Below are 16349 nucleotides of genomic sequence, written 5' to 3'. Positions count from 1 at the left end.
TATCAGTATTAATGTTTCCTTGCATATTTTCAACCGAAATCAATCACAAATTGACGTATTGCATCGACGGTAGATCAACTACTTCCGATTATTAAAGCAAGTTTATAAATCATTGTACTTAACAGTTTTTTATCTACTGTCGGAAGTTCAATGATTTTTAATTTATCATCGATTGTTTTCGCAGCACATGGTGGCGGCATACCACGCTCTTGATCGGATATAAATTCACGTTCAGGAAGATCAAATCCACTTTTCATAAAAGCAAGATTATCATTAAGATTATCCATATTGTGTTCTCCTTGTATAAGAATATCATGAATCCATACAATTAATATGACGTAAATGATCATTCCCTTTGTGATGCGTGGGACATTATTAAACCTGTCATCACTCCGAAAAGCAGCATAGATAAAAACATTTCGATAAAATGCGCCCATCTTACCGTATCAGGGAAAAGAAAGTTTGGAATAATGAGTACGATAGCCGTACTTAATAGTGGAAATATAAACAGATTCCCTTGATTTTTCTTTGCTCCACATTTTAACGGCCATTGGGACGGAAGCTAATAGCGGCAAAATGCCTGCCAGCATAATCAGCAGAATATCCCTTTTGGAGTTAACGGTAAACGCTCTCCCAAAGAACAATGTCTCAACCTGAGTCAAAACAGGATGAACCAGGCTAATTACGGTGATTACGCCGAGGGCCAGTTTGACGCCTTTCCACTTAGTATGGGAAACGGTATAGCAGATAGAAGAGCTAAACCACAGGCAGCTAATAGCTACATACAGTAAATACAGAGGCCCCGCCGCCATCCGTGCGCTAGCTTCCTTAAACTCCTGTGAGAATGGCATCATACCATTCACAAGAATAAATACTATTGTATATGTTGCAAAAACAACTAAAGATTTGACTGTGTTTTTCATATGGCTCCCTGATTTGTTCTATTATTAAAATCATCCCTATGGTTTCGACTTTGATCACGGCTTGCTTGCGGCACGGCTGTATTATATTTAGTATAGTTAGTATAGATTGATGTTGATAAAAAGGCAATCAAATATTCAGTTCCACATATAACATTCTGCAGATACTAGTTAAAATGATCGTTTTGACTATTCCACCCAGTCCGAGAGCTGCCAGTCAATCGGATATTCGCACTCCGCTTTCAGCTAGAGGTTAGTCAAATTTGACTATTTCATTTATCCATGTTAAGGTTAATGAAACAACTCCGAATATCTTTCTGATAGTGGGGGAACCAATCTCAGGGGTGAATCTTAGTTTTAAGAGGGGCAACTTGGGAGCCCTAATCCGTCAGCTAATCCCATAGGAGTATACCAAGCGAATGACGAAGCTCAATATGAGTTAGTTTATCCGCTTTTTTGATGTGCAAAAATATACCAACAAGGAGGTCTCACGGTAATAGGGTATTGATATATGCAAAAGGCGTTAAACGTATGTCATAAGGTTTAATATTATGATGTGGAGGAACAAAATTGAATTTTCTATTGAAAATCAGTATTGTAATATTTGTTGGAATTATAGGCGGGAAAGCAGCCAGAGTCTTTAAGCTTCCCAATGTATCCGGTTATCTGGTAGCAGGATTGTTTTTAGGACCCTCTTTTTTAAAATTTATTAGTTCAAGTGATATGGAATCATTTTCTGTAATTAATGAATTGGCCTTGGCAGTGATTGCCTTTAGTATAGGTAATGAATTTGTCATTAAAGATATGCTGAAATTAGGGAAATCCATTGTAATCATTACTATGGCAGAGGTTGTTGGAGCCGTTGTTATTGTTTTTACTGTCATGTACTATTTACTAAATCAGCCTTTTGCCTTTAGCATTGTAATTGCATCGATGTCAGCTGCAACGGCGCCGGCCGCAACTTTATTAGTAATAAGGCAGTATAACGCTCATGGCCCATTAACAAAAACAATATTACCTGTAGTTGCATTAGATGATGTGTTTGGAATAATAGCTTTTGGAATTGCCATGTCTTTAGCAACACTATCGACAGGTCAACAGGATTTTTCCGTAATACAAATGTTTAATGGTCTGATTATTGAGATAGGAGGCTCTATTTTACTTGGTCTGGTTCTAGGGTTTATTCTTACTATTTTTGCGAAGAAATCAAGCGGTCGTGACGAGCTTCAGGCAGCATCGCTCATGGCAATTGGAATCGCAACAGGAATATCCATTAGTTTAGGATTATCACCTTTATTAACGTGTATTATGATGGGAACTACTGTGGTAAATACATTAAAAAAGTCGAAGAGAGTTTTTGACTCGATCAATGATTTTGCATCACCAGTCTATATTTTATTTTTCACATTAGCAGGTGCCAGCCTGGATTTAAGTATTTTAGTCAGCGTAGGAATTGTGGGGGTCGCTTATGTAATTGCAAGGGCCGGTGGAAAAATGCTGGGTGCATGGGTCGGTGCGAAAACTGTGAAAGCCGATCCTAATATTACGAAATACCTCGGTTTGGGATTACTCCCTCAAGGTGGTATATCCATTGGCCTTCTTGTACTGGTGCGTCAGCAATTACCGGAATATGCCGTTGCGATTGGTACCATTATCATGTTTAGCGTATTGATTTATGAAGTAACAGGTCCTGTATTCGCTAAGCTGGCGATACAAAAAGCTGGTGAAATTGATCAATTGGAGAAGAAAGAAGAAAAACATAATCAGAAGAAAAACAATGTTGTTCATGTTTCTCAGTCATATGATTAAAATAAATATAAAATATTAAAATCGGGGGTGGAATTATGTATGTTTTGTTTATTGTTTTAAACACAGTTGACAGTCTGGATGATATTTTATCCGGATTTGTAAGGGAAGGAATTAGTGGTGCGACCATATTGGACAGCCAGGGAATGGGAAGCGCCATTGTGAATAATGAGAATAGAAGCGCCCCACTATTCAGCGCCTTACATATGCTTCTAAGTGATTCGCATCCTTATAGTAAAACAATTTTTACTGTTCTTGAAAACGAAAGTTTAGTAGATAAAGCGGTAGCAGTCGTTCAGGAAGCAGTTGACGGCATATCAGGTATTGGGGGAGGATTTATGTTTACAGTCCCCATCGGTAAAGTCTATCCGATGAATCGAAAAGAATAACCGGATAGTTGTGGGGCTTGTAGGACGACACTTGTTGGAGCGTTTCAGTTCTTTCCGGAATGTACAAGCCATGACTAAAATATCATATTTTACAGGGGTGCTGCAGAGCAAATGGATTGTTCTGCAGCACCCTTTTACGTTACCAATAACCGTCAAGAGGTATATGATATTCACATACGAATATTTAAGCTATAAAATTGGAAATGCATACATATTATAAAGTGAATATTATGCTGAAGTATAGTGCATGTGTATTTTTGATGAGAGGTATAATATGTGGAATGAGAAGATGAAAGCACTATCCAAAAGAGGAATCATAGGAAATACAATCATTGTTATTGCTTCAGTTATACTGATATATTTACTCGTATCATTATATTTTACAAATCATTTTTATATTTCCACAGTAATAAATGGAGTAAATGTTTCGTTAAAAGCGAATGATGATGTGGATCGGATAATGAGGAACTACGTAAAGGACTATAAGCTGCAACTTATAGAAAGAAATGGGGAAATCGAAAACATAACCGGGCAGGAGGTTGGATTGGAATATAGAGGAGAAGATAATATTACAAATCTTCTCCATAAGCAGAACTCTCTAAAATGGATCGTTTCATTATTTAGAGATCAAAAACTATATTCGAAGGATTTATTTACTTATAATAAAAAAGCTCTTGAAAATAAAATAAGTGAATTAAATTGTTTAAATAACAACCTGATAGAACCGCAAAATGTGGGTTTTAAATATACTGACGGTTCCTATGAACTGGTGGAAGAAGTGTATGGTAATAAAATAAGGAAAGATAATTTAGTGAAAGCGATTCAGTTGGGTATTTTGGTGGGAGAGACTAAATTAGATTTAAATGAAAAACTTTGTTATGAAAATCCCCAATATACCTTAACTTCAGACAAAACTCATAAAACCAGAGATATTTTAAATAAGTACGTATCAACCAGTATTACCTTTACATTTGGTACCAAAAAGGAAATACTAGATGGGAACATGATACATAAATGGCTAATTGTAGATGATAATTTGGATGTGGAAATAAACAAGACCTCTGTTGCGAAGTATGTGAAAGAATTGAGCAAAAAATATGACACTGTCGGAATTACAAGAAATTTCCGGTCATCGGTTGGGAAGGTAGTAGAAGTAAAAGGTGGACTTTATGGCTGGAAAATTAATCAGGACGCAGAAACTAAGGAACTGCTGAAAAATATAAGCCATGGGCTGATTCTTACCAAGGAACCTGTTTATACACAAAAAGCTTTGTCCCGAGATGAGAATGAGATAGGCAATACCTACGTAGAAATCAACATAACCAGGCAGCATATATGGTTTTATAAAGATGGGAAGTTAATTATCCATGGCCCAGTGGTAACAGGGAATCCTAACAGAGGATATTCAACTGTGGTTGGAGCCTATATGCTTAACTATAAGCAAAGAGATACTGTCTTAACAGGACCGGGTTATGCGGCGGATGTGAAGTACTGGATGCCTTTTTACGGAAATATAGGAGTTCATGATGCGAGCTGGAGGCGTTCCTTTGGTGGTGAGATATACAAAAGAAATGGTACCCATGGATGTGTAAATGCTCCATTATATTTAGCAAAAACGATTTTTGAACATATAGAAGAAGGGATTCCTATTATCTCTTATGAGGAATAGTAAAATGAAGTCTGATTTGAAACGGAATGTGAGATTTAGTTAAGTAAGGACGCCCTTAACAAGGCGTTCTTCAGGCTACATACAAAGCACATTATAGTTTGTGGCATTTGAGTAATAAGGCAATAATAACGCAGTAATAATGCAATAATAACGCATTGCTATATTTCTATACTAAACTCTGATATAATGAAATAAATAGAATTATACGTGTTTATATTGTACAATAAAACTTAATATTGATAATAAATAAGTTGGCTGATAGTAATTATATAATTGGAGGAAAAATACCGTGGATAAGATTTCTATTAAGCGATTGTCTTTGGATGATGCAGACAGTCTTTTTAAATTTGAAATAGAAAACCGTTCCTATTTTAATACGATTGGTTTGTCTCGAAGTGACTCGTATTATAATCGAGATTCGTTTCAAGAAATAATAGAAAGTTTAGTAGGTGAACAAGAAAAAGATACTCACTATATGTATCTGGTAATGAATACGCAGGGTGAGGTTATTGGCAGAGTTAACCTCACTGATGTTATAAAAGAACCTTTGAATAAAGCAGAATTGGGGTACCGGATCGGTGAAAAACATCAAGGGAAAGGATTTGCAACTGCAGCTGTAAAGCTAGTTATGAAGCAAGCGTACTTGGTGCATAAGCTACATAGAATTGAAGCTGGAACCTCTCCTCAAAATATAGGCTCTCAAATTGTTTTAATTAAAAATGGTTTTCACGTTGTCGGAAAGTATAACCAGTATATTTTGAAAAGTGATGGTTGGGCTGATAGTTTGCTTTTTGAAAAAGTCTTAGACCAAAGTTAAGCAGAAGAAGGAGTATGTTTATGCTATTAGATATTAAAGCATATTGGGGCATTCATGATACGGCCCCCCAATGGCGAATAGACAAAAATATAGGCAAGCCAATTCGATAAATTCCTATTGACCTCATCAAGTAAGGTCGCAAGCTGCGAATATTCGATAGACTTAATCATACAATAAATCGTTAGAGAACGCCCTTAAAAGGACGTTCTTTTTGTATACCGAACGCAGGATTATATAAGGATAGGAAAAATGAAGCTGATGGAAGGATGAGTTAAGTTTTTTCATCTGTATTGTTAGCCTGATCGGAAGAGGTAGTATTAGATGAACTTTTATCGTCTGCAGATGAATTACAGATTGACCGGCGGACAGCGATTGCATTTAATGTATCACTTAACAATAGCGTGTCTGCAGCCAAAAGTGTTAATTCATCATCATTTAAACAATCTGCTATTTGACAGGCCAATGCAGAAATAAATAGTACATCGCAACAATAACTCATATTATCCCTCCGGTTATATATATGAATGAGCCATTGTTTTATACCTTTAATTAAAGAATGGAGGAGTTACAATGGAATTTGTATGGAAAACTACTCACAGGAAGAATTCCATTACATAAACAACTATGCAGGCGGCTAAGGAAACCTGGAACAGGCTTTTTTCCTTATAAGCCAGAATGGCAGCTGCCAAAAGAGCAGCGATACCGGACCATATGCTTTTGGTGGCCGTAAGAATGGCAGGAAAGGTCATTACCGACAATGTCACATAGGGGACATAGTAAAGGAAAGACCGGATGAAGGTTGTCCTTATTTCCTGCCGGATCAGGGTCAGGGGAAGGACGCGGATAAAATAGGTAACAGCGGCCATGACCAATATGTAAAGATAGATTCGGTTATTCATGGGAAACCTCCATAGTGTCCGGTACCGGGAATAAAACAGCAGCAGCTCCCGCGATCAAAACTGTCAGAATGATCAGTCTGAGTCCGGAAGAAACCCTGTGAAGTGCCGGAATTAAGAAAAACAAAAGACTAAAGACCATGGAAACGACGGTTACTCCCGCCAGAATCCGATCTTTCTTTGCAGGGGGGATGATAATTGCCAGAAACATTCCATATAGGGCTACCCCCAAAGCGCTTAAAGCCCTTTCAGGAAGAAGCTGGCCCAAGAACGCTCCTGCTGCGGTTCCCAGGGTCCAGCCAGGAACGGCCAGTAGAAACAGGCCGTAGCAATACCAGGGGTTTAACGGACCCGGCCTGCACACGGAAACGCCGAAGATTTCATCCGTTATCCCGTAGCCAATCAGCAGACGGTGATAAAATGGGGTTGTTTTATCAAGCTTTTGGGATAGGGAGCAGGACATGAGACTATAGCGCAGATTAATGACCAACTGGGCAATGGCCATTTCAGCAAAGGGAGCACCTGCCGTGATGATGCCCAGACCGGCAAATTGTCCTGCTGATGTCAGGCTGGTAAGGGAGATTGCAATGGACTGCCAAGGCGATAGCCCATAATTTATGGCCATAATTCCAAACGTAAAGGAAACGGCAAAGTAACCAAGGCAGATGGGGATTCCATCCTTTATTCCGGATTTTAGCTGTTCTCTTCTGGTATTCATAATATTCCTCCTCATAGTGTGTGACCGTCCTTCTTATGCTATAAAAATATATCATGAACCTTTACATCAGTAAAACAAATGTTTATAATGAAAACATTAGAAAAACTGATGATAAGGAGCTGGTGGATGTGAAGCGGTACCTGGCAGTTATGAAAATTGTGGAAACAGGAGGATTTACCAGGGCCTCCGAAGAACTTGGATATACTCAGTCTGCCGTCAGTCAGATGGTGCAGTCATTAGAGGAGGAACTGGGTACGGTACTGTTTATCCGTTCTAAAAAAGGCGTGGTATTGACACCCGATGGAGCAGAACTATTACCTTACATAAAAAATATATACCATGCTTACAGGGAACTGACAGAGAAGCGAAAAGAAATGGAAGGGATTCAGAATGCCACCATCCGGATCGGCACCTTTGCCAGTGTATCCTGTCATTGGCTGCCGGGATTAATTAAGACGTTTAAGGAGAAATACCCGTTGGTCAGCTTTGAACTCTACCAGGGGGATTATACGGCCATTGAGCAGTTGGTTAAGGATGGAAGCGTGGATTTTGGCCTCATCAATCCCCAGGCAGTGGGAGATCCGGAGCTTAAGACCATTCCGTTAAAGAAAGATCCCATGCTGGCCGTTCTTCCCCTTTCCCATCCCCTGGCAGAACATAAGAAGATCTTATTGGAGGAACTGGCATCAGAACCGTTCATTCTCCTGGAAGAAGGAAGCCTTAGTGAACCTATGGAAAGTTTTCGTGAGCATGGGATCAAGCCCAATATCCAGTATATCGTCCATGATGATTATACGATCATGGCCATGATCGAAAAAGGACTGGGAGTTGGGATTTTATCAGAACTTATATTAAACCGTGCGGATTATAAAAATTTGGTTAGAGTGACGGAACCGCCATTAGCCAGAACCATTGGTGTTGTTTTTAAGGATAAGAAGATACTCCCTGTTGCCAGCAGGCAATTCCTGGAGTATCTCACAGAAGAATATGGAGAACTGGGACCCAGCGTCTAAAAGGGCATGGAAAAGAAGAATAGCTTTAGGAAAAAGCTTAACTATGGAGGAGAAAAAATGAGGCATAAAAATTTAACAACACTTTGTTATATCCAGCAGGAAGAAAGCTATTTAATGCTGCACCGGATTAAAAAGAAGGACGATATGAACCAGGACAAGTGGCTGGGAGTAGGAGGCCATTTGGAGGAAGGGGAGAGTCCGGAGGAATGTCTTTTACGAGAGGTAAAGGAAGAGACCGGATTATCCCTGACTTCCTACTTACTTAGAGCTATTATAACCTTTGTATCAGACACGTATCCGGATGAATACATGTTTTTATACACCGCTGACGGATATGAAGGGAACTTGACCGAGTGTGCGGAAGGAGAACTTAAATGGATCCCCAGGGAAGAAATAGGCGGGCTGTCTCTTTGGGAAGGAGACCGTATTTTCTTTGAACTGTTACTCACGGATATTCCTTTCTTTTCCTTAAAACTTGTGTATACCGGGGATCATCTGTCATACGCTTTGTTAAATGGCAAACCATTGGCACTCCCGCCGGCTATTACAAAAGTTCCTTCTTCGCAAAGAGTGCATAGCTGATCTTATACATCGAAAAGTTCCAGACCAGTGCAAGAAACGGTGAGCAGCACAGAAGGATAAATATAATTTGATCTGTAAATGAAACACCCAGCAAGGTGAATAGCTTATAGATGCCAAAGAAGATGGAAGCAGGAATCAAACAGGAAACGAGCATTAATATGCGGGCCTTTTCTGCGCCGAATTTAAACAGAAGAGGAATTGACATGCTTCCTGCAATTTCTGAAATCACCAGGCTTACAGCACCGGTAAACAGCAGAGAAAGCATGTTATTTACGCTGCTGAAAATACCCTTATGCACTATGGTGCCGCCTATTGCTCCAATTATCAGTCCGGTAACAGCGCCAATGGCTGAGAAGATCAGAAGAACAATAAATTTGCTGATTACGATATCCTTTTTAGTAACCGGCATAACCATCGCGTATTTCAACCATTTGGATTGATCATCAAAGCTGAATGTCGTGATAATCATCATGCTGCATAGAATGCCGCTCATGATAATATAACCCTCTACTCCGGATGAAGGAATAAGAGCGAAAGCTAAAACCAGCAGTATAAAAATCATGGATTTGGCATTGTGTCCGATGTTATATAAATCTTTTAAAATCAAACTTTTCATTATATCTGGTCTCCCTTTACATAGAGAAGAAGGATATCGTCAATAGTGGCATCATCCACCACTGCCGTTTTGTATTTACGGCGGGCCTTTTCCTTGTCTGCCACCAGCACATCCCATTGATAGTCACGTTTCCGGTAAGCAAGGATCTCAGATCGATCGATAGCATCGAACTGATCTGTTTTACATCGGATAATACCATACTGGTAGCGCAATTCATCCTTTTCTTTGCAGAACAGGGCCTTCCCTTTATGAATAAAAGTGATATAATCCGCCACCTTTTCCAGGTCCGTAGAAATGTGGGACGACATAAGAATCGAATGGTTCTCATCCTGTACGAAGTCCAAAAACAAATCCAGCATATCGTCACGCATGACCGGGTCAAGCCCGCCGGTTGCCTCATCCAGAATCAGAAGCTTCGGTTTATGGGAAAGCGCAACAGCAATGCTAAGCTTCATTTTCATTCCCCTGGAAAATGCTTTGATCTCTTTGCGGGGAGGAAGCTGTAATTTTTTCAAATAGTTATCGTAGGCGGTTTCATCCCATTGCTTATAGGCAGAAGCCGATATTCTGCCTATTTTGGCCGGTGTAAGGGTTTCATAGAAATTGATGCCGTCAAACACGACTCCTATGTTTTCTTTGATGTTTCTGGGATCGGAAGAAAGTTCCTGACCCCAAAACTTAACCACCCCTTCGTCCTTTTGGATAAGATCCAGGATTGCATTGATCGTGGTACTTTTACCAGCGCCGTTCTCACCGATCAATCCCATAATAGCACCTTTGGGAATGGAAAATGATACATGATCCAATTTAAAATCAGGATATTGTTTCGTCAGATTTTCAACTTGCAAAATTGGTTCCATTTTTACTCCTCCTCCTGGTAAAACATGGTTAAAATTTCTATCAGTTTGCCCAGTGATATGCCGCTGGTACGGGCAATATCGGCAGCCTCCTGCAGATGTTCCTCAGCTTTTCGCTGTTGTTCTTCCTGAAAGAAATCTTTGTTTTGTGCCGATACAAAACTGCCTCGCCCAACGGTAGTTTCAATGAAGCCGTCCCGTTGTAAATCTTCATAGGCTTTTTGTACGGTAATGACGCTGACATGAATGGATTTAGCCAATGCCCGCATGGATGGAATAGGATCTCCGGTCTGCAGCTCTCCGCTCATAATCAGCGCTTTTATTTGCGAAGTAATCTGTTCATATATGGGCTTATTTGTATTACTGCTGATTATAATCTCCACAGTAGGTCTCCTTAGTGTTGCGTAGTGTACTTATTGAACAAGTACATTATAAGCAATGCATTTCGTCATGTCAATAGGGAAAAGAAAAAAAGATTGACCGGATTTTCTTTCCGTGGTATAGTGATGGAAGTATAAAAGATAGGATGTGTGTGTTTGTTAATTGTATATAATCATGGAGCATAAGGCAGTTTAATATGAAAAACAGGAATCGGATCAGGAAGGCTATAAGTCTTTCCTCTATTTCGTGTACCTGTTTTGCCCATGAGATACAAAGCAGACAGAATAAGGTTAAAAGCCTGTAAGACGTCGGTTTGTGGTCTTACAGGCTTTTTTTGCGCGAACAATGAGCCAAACGAATATACCTGCATATTCATCTGGCGAATGGTTCCGCCTGTCCTTTGCTCCATGAACCTCAGGAAACCAATTGGAAAGACAGAAGGAACGAGGAGAATTACATGAATCACACATTTCAGATTTTAGAATTTAATCTTATATTAGAAAAACTTGAAGAATTTGCACACACGGAAGCAGCGAAAGAGAAAATAAGGAATTTGACCCCATGCCTGAAGGAAGGCGAGGTTAAAAAAAGCCTTCGCGATACGACGGAGGCCAGGACCGTCATTGACCGGATGGGGCTTCCTCCCGCAGTCAGCATGAATGGTCTGAAAGAGATCATGAATACGGCACGGCAGGGCGGCTGCCTGTCCGCGGAAGAACTGGAACAGACAGGGGGAATGCTCACCGCAGTAAATCGGTTTAAGGACTTTTTAAACCGGTGTAAATACCTGGAGCTTGGCCTGCCTTATTATGAGCAGGACTTAAACCCATTGGAGGATCTGGCAAGGGAGATTTATGAAAGCGTCAGAAACGGCAAAGTTGAGGACAGCGCCAGCAAACATTTAAAAAATATCCGCCAGGATGTGGCCAGATTGGAAGAAAAGCTTCGGGCAAAAGCAGAGGCCATTTTAAGAGGGAATAAAAAATATTTTTCCGATTCTTATGTGACCTTAAGAAACGGCAGACTTTGTCTCCCTGTAAAAAAAGATTACAGATCAGGGGTTCCTGGCAGTGTCATTGACCAGTCAGCAACCGGCTCCACTCTTTTTATTGAACCGGCAGCTATTACAGAGCTTAACGGGGAACTGGAGCTTTTAAGGATTGAAGAGGAAAATGAGGCAAGAAGGGTCCTGTATATGCTTACTGCCTCAGTGGAAGAAAATTTAGAGGTACTGGAAGGGGATAAACGCCTTCTTGAGAAACTGGATTTCCTGTTTGCAAAGGGAAGCTTAAGCGCCTCCATGACCGGCACCAGTCCAGGCATTAATACGGATCGGACCATAAAAATCGTAAACGGTCGCCATCCATTCATGAACCCGGAAACCGTGGTGCCTTTAAACTTTGAACTGGGAGAGAAAGAACGGGGAATCGTAATTACAGGGCCCAATACAGGAGGAAAAACCGTATCCATCAAGACGGTGGGGCTGTTCTCCCTTATGGCACAATGCGGCCTTCACCTGCCCTGTGATGAGGCCGATCTTTGTATGAACAGTCAGGTGCTCTGTGATATCGGAGACGGTCAGAACATTACGGAAAACTTATCCACCTTTTCCGCCCATATCACCAATGTAATGATGATCCTAAAAGCAGCAGGTCCGGAGAGCCTGGTCATACTGGATGAGCTGGGATCAGGAACAGACCCGGCGGAAGGAATGGGGATCGCCATTGCCATACTGGAAGAGTTAAGAAGCAACGGATGCCTTTTTCTGGCAACCACCCATTACCCAGAGGTAAAGACATACGCCAAGGAGGCGGAAGGTATCACCAACGCACGAATGGCTTTTGATAAGGAAACCCTTAGGCCGCTTTACCGTATGGAGATCGGGGAGGCCGGGGAAAGCTGCGCTCTTTATATAGCCAAACGGCTGGGAATGCCGGATTCTATGATAAGAAGAGCCAGAAGATACGCTTACGGAGAGCAGGAGGCCTTATGGGAAGAAGAGCCGGGTGCCTTAGAAGAGAGTGCTGGACACTTAAACTTAAATGGGCCTAAAATAGAAAAACTGAAAAAGACGGCGGTGAATAAAAATATTATGGAAAAAAAGTTCACCATCGGAGACAGTGTGTTTGTTTATCCCGATAAGAAAAAGGGAATTGTATGCAGACCCGTAAATGATAAAGGGGTACTGCAGGTTCAGATGCCGGATAAGAAAATCTGGGTCAACCAGAAAAGGGTAAAGCTTCTGGTAGCTGCAGAAGAACTTTACCCGGAGGATTATGATTTTTCCATAATTTTTGATACCGTGGAAAACAGAAAGGCAAGGCATAAGATGGAAAAGGGATATCAGGAGGGGCTGGAAATCAGAACGGAGTGATCCTGAGGCCTTAAAAGGCCGCCGTCATGCCAGGCCAGGATGAGCCGGACGCTAAAAACGTCCGGCTCTTTTTGACATGTTTATATCTGTCCCCAACCTGAAGTACTATGACAGGATTAAGCGGGATAAAAAGAATCTTGTGTTAATTTGACGACATTGCATACGCATGGTAAAATAATGTAATATAGCTGAAGTTTATTGGGGGGATTAAACATAATTATCATAAAACGGTTTATATGTTATTTTCTGCTATTGCTGTTTTTGAACATCATTTTAGTGACATACGTAATTCCCGGCACTGCGGCTGCTGCAGCGGCAGGTATAGCCCTTGCCTTATTTTATATTTATTTCAATATTGCTCCGCGGAGAGATAAATCGCAGCAATACAGGCTTAGGGTACTAATCGGCGGCTATGAGCTGGTGCTTGCGGCTTTTTCCTGCTTTATGCTTGAGGCACTGGCATATCTTTTTGTTTTAGCCAAAGGCACGGAAATTGGAGTTCATATCCTTGTTATAAACATATTTGTATGTGCGGGTCTGATTTTTATTCTGCTGTTCAATGGGATTATACGAATATTCACCTGTTCCGGCCAGTTGGGGATCGTACCAAGGATAAGCTTGCTGCTTTTTTGGTGGATGCCTGTAGTGAATATTGTCATACTAAGGAAGTTCCTTGGTGTATCGGCTTCTGAGTATAGATTTACCGTCGCGAAACATCAACGAAACAGTGACAGGAAAGACGAGGAATTATGCAAAACGAAATACCCTATTCTGATGGTACATGGGATATTTTTCAGGGATTGGAAAAACTTTAATTATTGGGGCCGGATACCGAAGGAGCTTATGGATAATGGAGCTGTAATCTATTACGGAAGCCATCAGTCGTCCGCATCAGTCGAGCAATGTGCGAATGAGCTAAAAGGGTGTATTCTGAATATTGTCCGGGAGACCGGCTGTGAAAAGCTCAATATTATTGCTCATTCCAAGGGAGGACTTGATTCCCGGTATGCGGTAAGCTGTCTCGGAATGGATCAATATATTGCGTCTCTTACGACGATTAACACGCCACACCTGGGATGTAATTACGTACGTAAGTTATTGGAGAAGATTCCGCAAAAGGCGGTTGCGTCCATAGGGAATAAGTACGAATCCATCTATACCAGGCTCGGCGATGACGATCCGGATTTTTTCAATGGCCTGAAAGATTTAACCGATAAGGAATGTGACCGGCTGAACAGAATTATGAAGGATGCCCCCGGTGTTTTATATCAAAGCGTCGGCTCGCGTATCCGTTCCTATTCCGGAGCTATATTTCCGCTTAATGTGGGATACGGTATCATAAAGTTTTTCGGGGGCGGTGAAAACGACGGGCTTGTTTCCGCGAAATCAATGGTATGGGGGGACTTCCTCGGCGTAGTGACTCCTAAAAGCAGGCAGGGAATTTCCCACGGCGACATGATCGACTTAACAAGGAAGAATATCGAAGGCTTTGACGTCTGCGAATTTTATGTCGATCTGGTCAATAAATTAAAAGTAAAGGATCTGTAAAGTGAAAAATACGACCCTTATGAGGCAGGTGAAAATAACCTCCGGCATGAGAAGATCCGTGAATGCCGGAGGTTATCTGGCAGTAAAGCTTTGGGCTATGCTGCCTTAATTCTGATAAAAAAAGGAGTGTATCGTGAGATTCAGATTAAACATGAAGTACCTATGCGCCTTTATCGTAGTCTTCATTATTGAAGTACTAATAGCTGTTTTCGTAAATGATAAATTCATCAGACCATATGTTGGTGACATGTTGGTTGTGGTTCTGATTTACTGCTTTATCAGGTCATTTGTGGCAAAAGAAGTAAAACTGCTCCCATTGTACATATTTGTTTTCGCCGCATTGACGGAGGTGGGGCAGTATTTTCATTTAGCGAAGCTGCTTGGCCTTAGCGATTATAAAATTGCAAGGATCATGATTGGTTCAACCTTTGATCTTAAGGACATTGCCTGCTATTTGGCAGGCTGTATCGGGTTATTCTTGTATGAAATCGTAAAGCGGCGTAAGTAATCATGTGAAATGCTGCCTATGCCTGGAATGGATTGGGGATGGCAAAGTCGTTGTCAAGTTCGGCCAGGATGAGCCGGAAGATCTTTACGTGACAAAGCTCATCTGCAATGATCCTGTTTAAAATTGCCTTGATTCGGCAATCGTCGATCCATTGGGCCTGGAACTGGTATTTCCGGATAGCTTCCAGCTCACTTTCCAGAGCGTTGGCAACCAAGGGGCCGATCCGGGTGGGATAGCGGTTGCAGGCGGGCGTCCAATATCTTAATCGTCCGTTTTGATAGCTCCAAAGCCTGGGGTCGGCGCCCAGCATGATGGACAGTTCGCCAAAGGTATTAAGATGATGCATTTCAACAATGCTGATTTTATGGAAGCATTCTGCTATATCAAAGAAGAAGTTTCTCGTAATCATGCTGTTGTAAATATAAAGGCTGATTGCAGACATTTCGGAATTGCAATCGCCTATGTTGGAAAGCATAGCGGCGGCATACGCTTTATTTTGAGATATGATCTCTATGGGAGGCCAGGGATCTTTGTCGGCAAAAACAAGAGCTGATAAATCCATATAATACCCTCATTTCAATTTATTCTATTAAAAATATATCCGCCAGATGGTAGAGTATGACTTAAAAACACAGGAAGATGGAGGAACGAAGGACATGGACTGCAAAGAGAAATTCAGGAAAACTGTAGAAGACTTTTTACCATATAACGAACAGGAAGAAAGGGATAAGGAGATGCTGCTCCAATATCTCACGTCAGGAGAATCCATATTTTTCCGTGAAAGTTTAGGCGCCCATATATCGGCGTCAGCTTGGGTGGTGAATCAGTCCCGTGATAAGGTTCTTATGGCCTATCATAACATCTATGATTCCTGGGCATGGACCGGAGGCCACGCAGATGGGGAAATGGATCTGCTAAAAGTAGCGGTCCGGGAAGCCATGGAAGAAACCGGGATTAGAACGGTAAGACCGGTCACAGAGGACATCTTTTCCCTTGAGGTGCTGACGGTGGACGGTCATGAGAAGAGGGGAGTTTATGTTTCCTCTCACCTTCACTTAAATGTGACCTATCTTCTGGAAGCGGATGACAGGGAGGTCCTTCATAAGAAAGAGGATGAAAACAGCGCAGTGGGCTGGTTCGGTGTGGAAGAATGCTTAAAGGCAGTAAATGAGCCGTGGATGAGGGAACGAATATACCGAAAGCTGCTTGATAAAATGAGAGATATCAATTTTTAACAAAGAAATGATAATTATTT

19 protein-coding genes and 1 riboswitch are annotated in these 16349 nt (G+C 41.2%); of the genes, 10 read left to right on the top strand and 9 right to left on the bottom strand.

What is annotated here, in order from left to right:
• Positions 1-74: 74 nt before the first annotated feature.
• Positions 75-287: a hypothetical protein gene (locus BMW45_RS25300; protein WP_092250434.1), complete on the bottom strand. Its 213-nt coding sequence runs from the start codon at positions 285-287 to the stop codon at positions 75-77.
• Positions 288-446: 159 nt separating this feature from the next.
• On the bottom strand, positions 447-923 hold the full coding sequence (locus BMW45_RS25295) for a hypothetical protein (protein WP_092250431.1): 477 nt from the start codon (positions 921-923) through the stop codon (positions 447-449).
• A gap of 290 nt (positions 924-1213) precedes the next feature.
• Positions 1214-1343: riboswitch (cyclic di-AMP (ydaO/yuaA leader) on the top strand.
• A gap of 147 nt (positions 1344-1490) precedes the next feature.
• Here BMW45_RS25295 and BMW45_RS25290 point away from each other — a divergent pair.
• The 4 genes from BMW45_RS25290 to BMW45_RS25275 all read left to right on the top strand — a co-directional run bounded on the left by BMW45_RS25290 (position 1491) and on the right by BMW45_RS25275 (position 5601).
• Positions 1491-2729, top strand: coding sequence for a cation:proton antiporter (locus BMW45_RS25290; protein ID WP_092250428.1), 1239 nt, complete (start codon positions 1491-1493; stop codon positions 2727-2729).
• A gap of 35 nt (positions 2730-2764) precedes the next feature.
• A complete protein-coding gene (locus BMW45_RS25285; RefSeq protein WP_092250425.1) occupies positions 2765-3115 on the top strand; it encodes a hypothetical protein in 351 nt (116 codons plus the stop codon).
• 274 nt (positions 3116-3389) lie between these two features.
• Positions 3390-4784 carry a L,D-transpeptidase family protein gene (locus BMW45_RS25280; protein ID WP_092250422.1) on the top strand — a complete coding sequence of 465 codons (1395 nt, stop codon included), beginning with the start codon at positions 3390-3392 and terminating at the stop codon, positions 4782-4784.
• A gap of 289 nt (positions 4785-5073) precedes the next feature.
• A complete protein-coding gene (locus BMW45_RS25275; RefSeq protein WP_092250419.1) occupies positions 5074-5601 on the top strand; it encodes a GNAT family N-acetyltransferase in 528 nt (175 codons plus the stop codon).
• A gap of 271 nt (positions 5602-5872) precedes the next feature.
• Here the strand turns inward: BMW45_RS25275 and BMW45_RS27625 are convergent, their stop codons facing one another.
• The 3 genes from BMW45_RS27625 to BMW45_RS25265 all read right to left on the bottom strand — a co-directional run bounded on the left by BMW45_RS27625 (position 5873) and on the right by BMW45_RS25265 (position 7215).
• The gene (locus BMW45_RS27625) at positions 5873-6100 is read right to left on the bottom strand and encodes a DUF6774 domain-containing protein (protein WP_143057083.1); all 228 of its coding nucleotides are present in this window, start codon (positions 6098-6100) and stop codon (positions 5873-5875) included.
• Positions 6101-6194: 94 nt separating this feature from the next.
• A complete protein-coding gene (locus BMW45_RS25270) occupies positions 6195-6500 on the bottom strand; it encodes an AzlD domain-containing protein (RefSeq protein WP_092250415.1) in 306 nt (101 codons plus the stop codon).
• Complete coding sequence (locus tag BMW45_RS25265) at positions 6493-7215, bottom strand: AzlC family ABC transporter permease (RefSeq protein WP_025233392.1); 723 nt, start codon at positions 7213-7215, stop codon at positions 6493-6495. Before BMW45_RS25265 ends, BMW45_RS25270 begins: the two co-directional genes overlap by 8 nt.
• A 53-nt stretch (positions 7216-7268) precedes the next feature.
• Here BMW45_RS25265 and BMW45_RS25260 point away from each other — a divergent pair, with 53 nt between their 5' ends.
• Together BMW45_RS25260 and BMW45_RS25255 are read left to right on the top strand one after the other, a co-directional pair.
• Positions 7269-8228, top strand: a complete 960-nt coding sequence (locus BMW45_RS25260; RefSeq protein ID WP_242883234.1) for a LysR family transcriptional regulator — start codon at positions 7269-7271, stop codon at positions 8226-8228.
• A gap of 57 nt (positions 8229-8285) precedes the next feature.
• A complete protein-coding gene (locus BMW45_RS25255) occupies positions 8286-8810 on the top strand; it encodes an NUDIX hydrolase (protein ID WP_092251188.1) in 525 nt (174 codons plus the stop codon).
• On the opposite strand, the gene BMW45_RS25250 is transcribed toward BMW45_RS25255, so the two are convergent.
• Genes BMW45_RS25250 through BMW45_RS25240 form a run of 3 tightly spaced genes read right to left on the bottom strand, consistent with a single transcriptional unit; the run spans position 8773 to position 10666 of the window.
• Entirely contained in the window at positions 8773-9426 is a 654-nt protein-coding gene (locus BMW45_RS25250; protein WP_092250412.1) for an ABC-2 transporter permease, read from the bottom strand. The two genes, BMW45_RS25255 and BMW45_RS25250, sit on opposite strands and share 38 nt — an antisense overlap.
• Positions 9426-10286, bottom strand: a complete 861-nt coding sequence (locus BMW45_RS25245) for an ABC transporter ATP-binding protein (RefSeq protein WP_092250409.1) — start codon at positions 10284-10286, stop codon at positions 9426-9428. Before BMW45_RS25245 ends, BMW45_RS25250 begins: the two co-directional genes overlap by 1 nt.
• 2 nt (positions 10287-10288) lie before the next feature.
• Positions 10289-10666 carry a GntR family transcriptional regulator gene (locus tag BMW45_RS25240; RefSeq protein ID WP_054790947.1) on the bottom strand — a complete coding sequence of 126 codons (378 nt, stop codon included), beginning with the start codon at positions 10664-10666 and terminating at the stop codon, positions 10289-10291.
• Positions 10667-11121: 455 nt separating this feature from the next.
• On the opposite strand from BMW45_RS25240, the gene BMW45_RS25230 reads away from it, so the two are divergent.
• From BMW45_RS25230 to BMW45_RS25220, 3 genes are all read left to right on the top strand, one after another.
• On the top strand, positions 11122-13038 hold the full coding sequence (locus tag BMW45_RS25230; RefSeq protein WP_092250403.1) for an endonuclease MutS2: 1917 nt from the start codon (positions 11122-11124) through the stop codon (positions 13036-13038).
• A 276-nt stretch (positions 13039-13314) separates the two neighbouring features.
• The gene (locus tag BMW45_RS25225) at positions 13315-14586 is read left to right on the top strand and encodes an esterase/lipase family protein (protein ID WP_242883232.1); all 1272 of its coding nucleotides are present in this window, start codon (positions 13315-13317) and stop codon (positions 14584-14586) included.
• A gap of 133 nt (positions 14587-14719) precedes the next feature.
• Entirely contained in the window at positions 14720-15094 is a 375-nt protein-coding gene (locus BMW45_RS25220; protein WP_330390891.1) for a ribosomal maturation YjgA family protein, read from the top strand.
• Between the two features lie 16 nt (positions 15095-15110).
• Here BMW45_RS25220 and BMW45_RS25215 read toward each other — a convergent pair whose 3' ends face one another.
• Positions 15111-15656, bottom strand: coding sequence for a ferritin-like domain-containing protein (locus tag BMW45_RS25215; RefSeq protein ID WP_092250400.1), 546 nt, complete (start codon positions 15654-15656; stop codon positions 15111-15113).
• Between the two features lie 94 nt (positions 15657-15750).
• Between BMW45_RS25215 and BMW45_RS25210 the strand changes: the two genes are divergently transcribed.
• Complete coding sequence (locus tag BMW45_RS25210; RefSeq protein WP_092250397.1) at positions 15751-16329, top strand: NUDIX hydrolase; 579 nt, start codon at positions 15751-15753, stop codon at positions 16327-16329.
• Positions 16330-16349 lie beyond the last annotated feature (20 nt).

The organism is Lacrimispora sphenoides, from assembly GCF_900105215.1.
Taxonomy (GTDB): domain Bacteria; phylum Bacillota; class Clostridia; order Lachnospirales; family Lachnospiraceae; genus Lacrimispora; species Lacrimispora sphenoides_A.
Note: the sequence above shows the minus strand (reverse complement) of the source record. Positions and strands in the feature narration are given on the sequence as shown.

What these genes read in the sequence shown, in the direction of transcription:
- BMW45_RS25300 (WP_092250434.1), bottom strand. Translation starts at nt 287, where the DNA reads ATGGATAATCTTAATGATAATCTTGCTTTTATGAAAAGTGGATTTGAT.
- BMW45_RS25295 (WP_092250431.1), bottom strand. Translation starts at nt 923, where the DNA reads ATGAAAAACACAGTCAAATCTTTAGTTGTTTTTGCAACATATACAATA.
- BMW45_RS25285 (WP_092250425.1), top strand. Translation starts at nt 2,765, where the DNA reads ATGTATGTTTTGTTTATTGTTTTAAACACAGTTGACAGTCTGGATGAT.
- BMW45_RS25280 (WP_092250422.1), top strand. Translation starts at nt 3,390, where the DNA reads ATGTGGAATGAGAAGATGAAAGCACTATCCAAAAGAGGAATCATAGGA.
- BMW45_RS27625 (WP_143057083.1), bottom strand. Translation starts at nt 6,100, where the DNA reads ATGAGTTATTGTTGCGATGTACTATTTATTTCTGCATTGGCCTGTCAA.
- BMW45_RS25270 (WP_092250415.1), bottom strand. Translation starts at nt 6,500, where the DNA reads ATGAATAACCGAATCTATCTTTACATATTGGTCATGGCCGCTGTTACC.
- BMW45_RS25265 (WP_025233392.1), bottom strand. Translation starts at nt 7,215, where the DNA reads ATGAATACCAGAAGAGAACAGCTAAAATCCGGAATAAAGGATGGAATC.
- BMW45_RS25260 (WP_242883234.1), top strand. Translation starts at nt 7,269, where the DNA reads ATGAACCTTTACATCAGTAAAACAAATGTTTATAATGAAAACATTAGA.
- BMW45_RS25255 (WP_092251188.1), top strand. Translation starts at nt 8,286, where the DNA reads ATGAGGCATAAAAATTTAACAACACTTTGTTATATCCAGCAGGAAGAA.
- BMW45_RS25250 (WP_092250412.1), bottom strand. Translation starts at nt 9,426, where the DNA reads ATGAAAAGTTTGATTTTAAAAGATTTATATAACATCGGACACAATGCC.
- BMW45_RS25245 (WP_092250409.1), bottom strand. Translation starts at nt 10,286, where the DNA reads ATGGAACCAATTTTGCAAGTTGAAAATCTGACGAAACAATATCCTGAT.
- BMW45_RS25230 (WP_092250403.1), top strand. Translation starts at nt 11,122, where the DNA reads ATGAATCACACATTTCAGATTTTAGAATTTAATCTTATATTAGAAAAA.
- BMW45_RS25215 (WP_092250400.1), bottom strand. Translation starts at nt 15,656, where the DNA reads ATGGATTTATCAGCTCTTGTTTTTGCCGACAAAGATCCCTGGCCTCCC.
- BMW45_RS25210 (WP_092250397.1), top strand. Translation starts at nt 15,751, where the DNA reads ATGGACTGCAAAGAGAAATTCAGGAAAACTGTAGAAGACTTTTTACCA.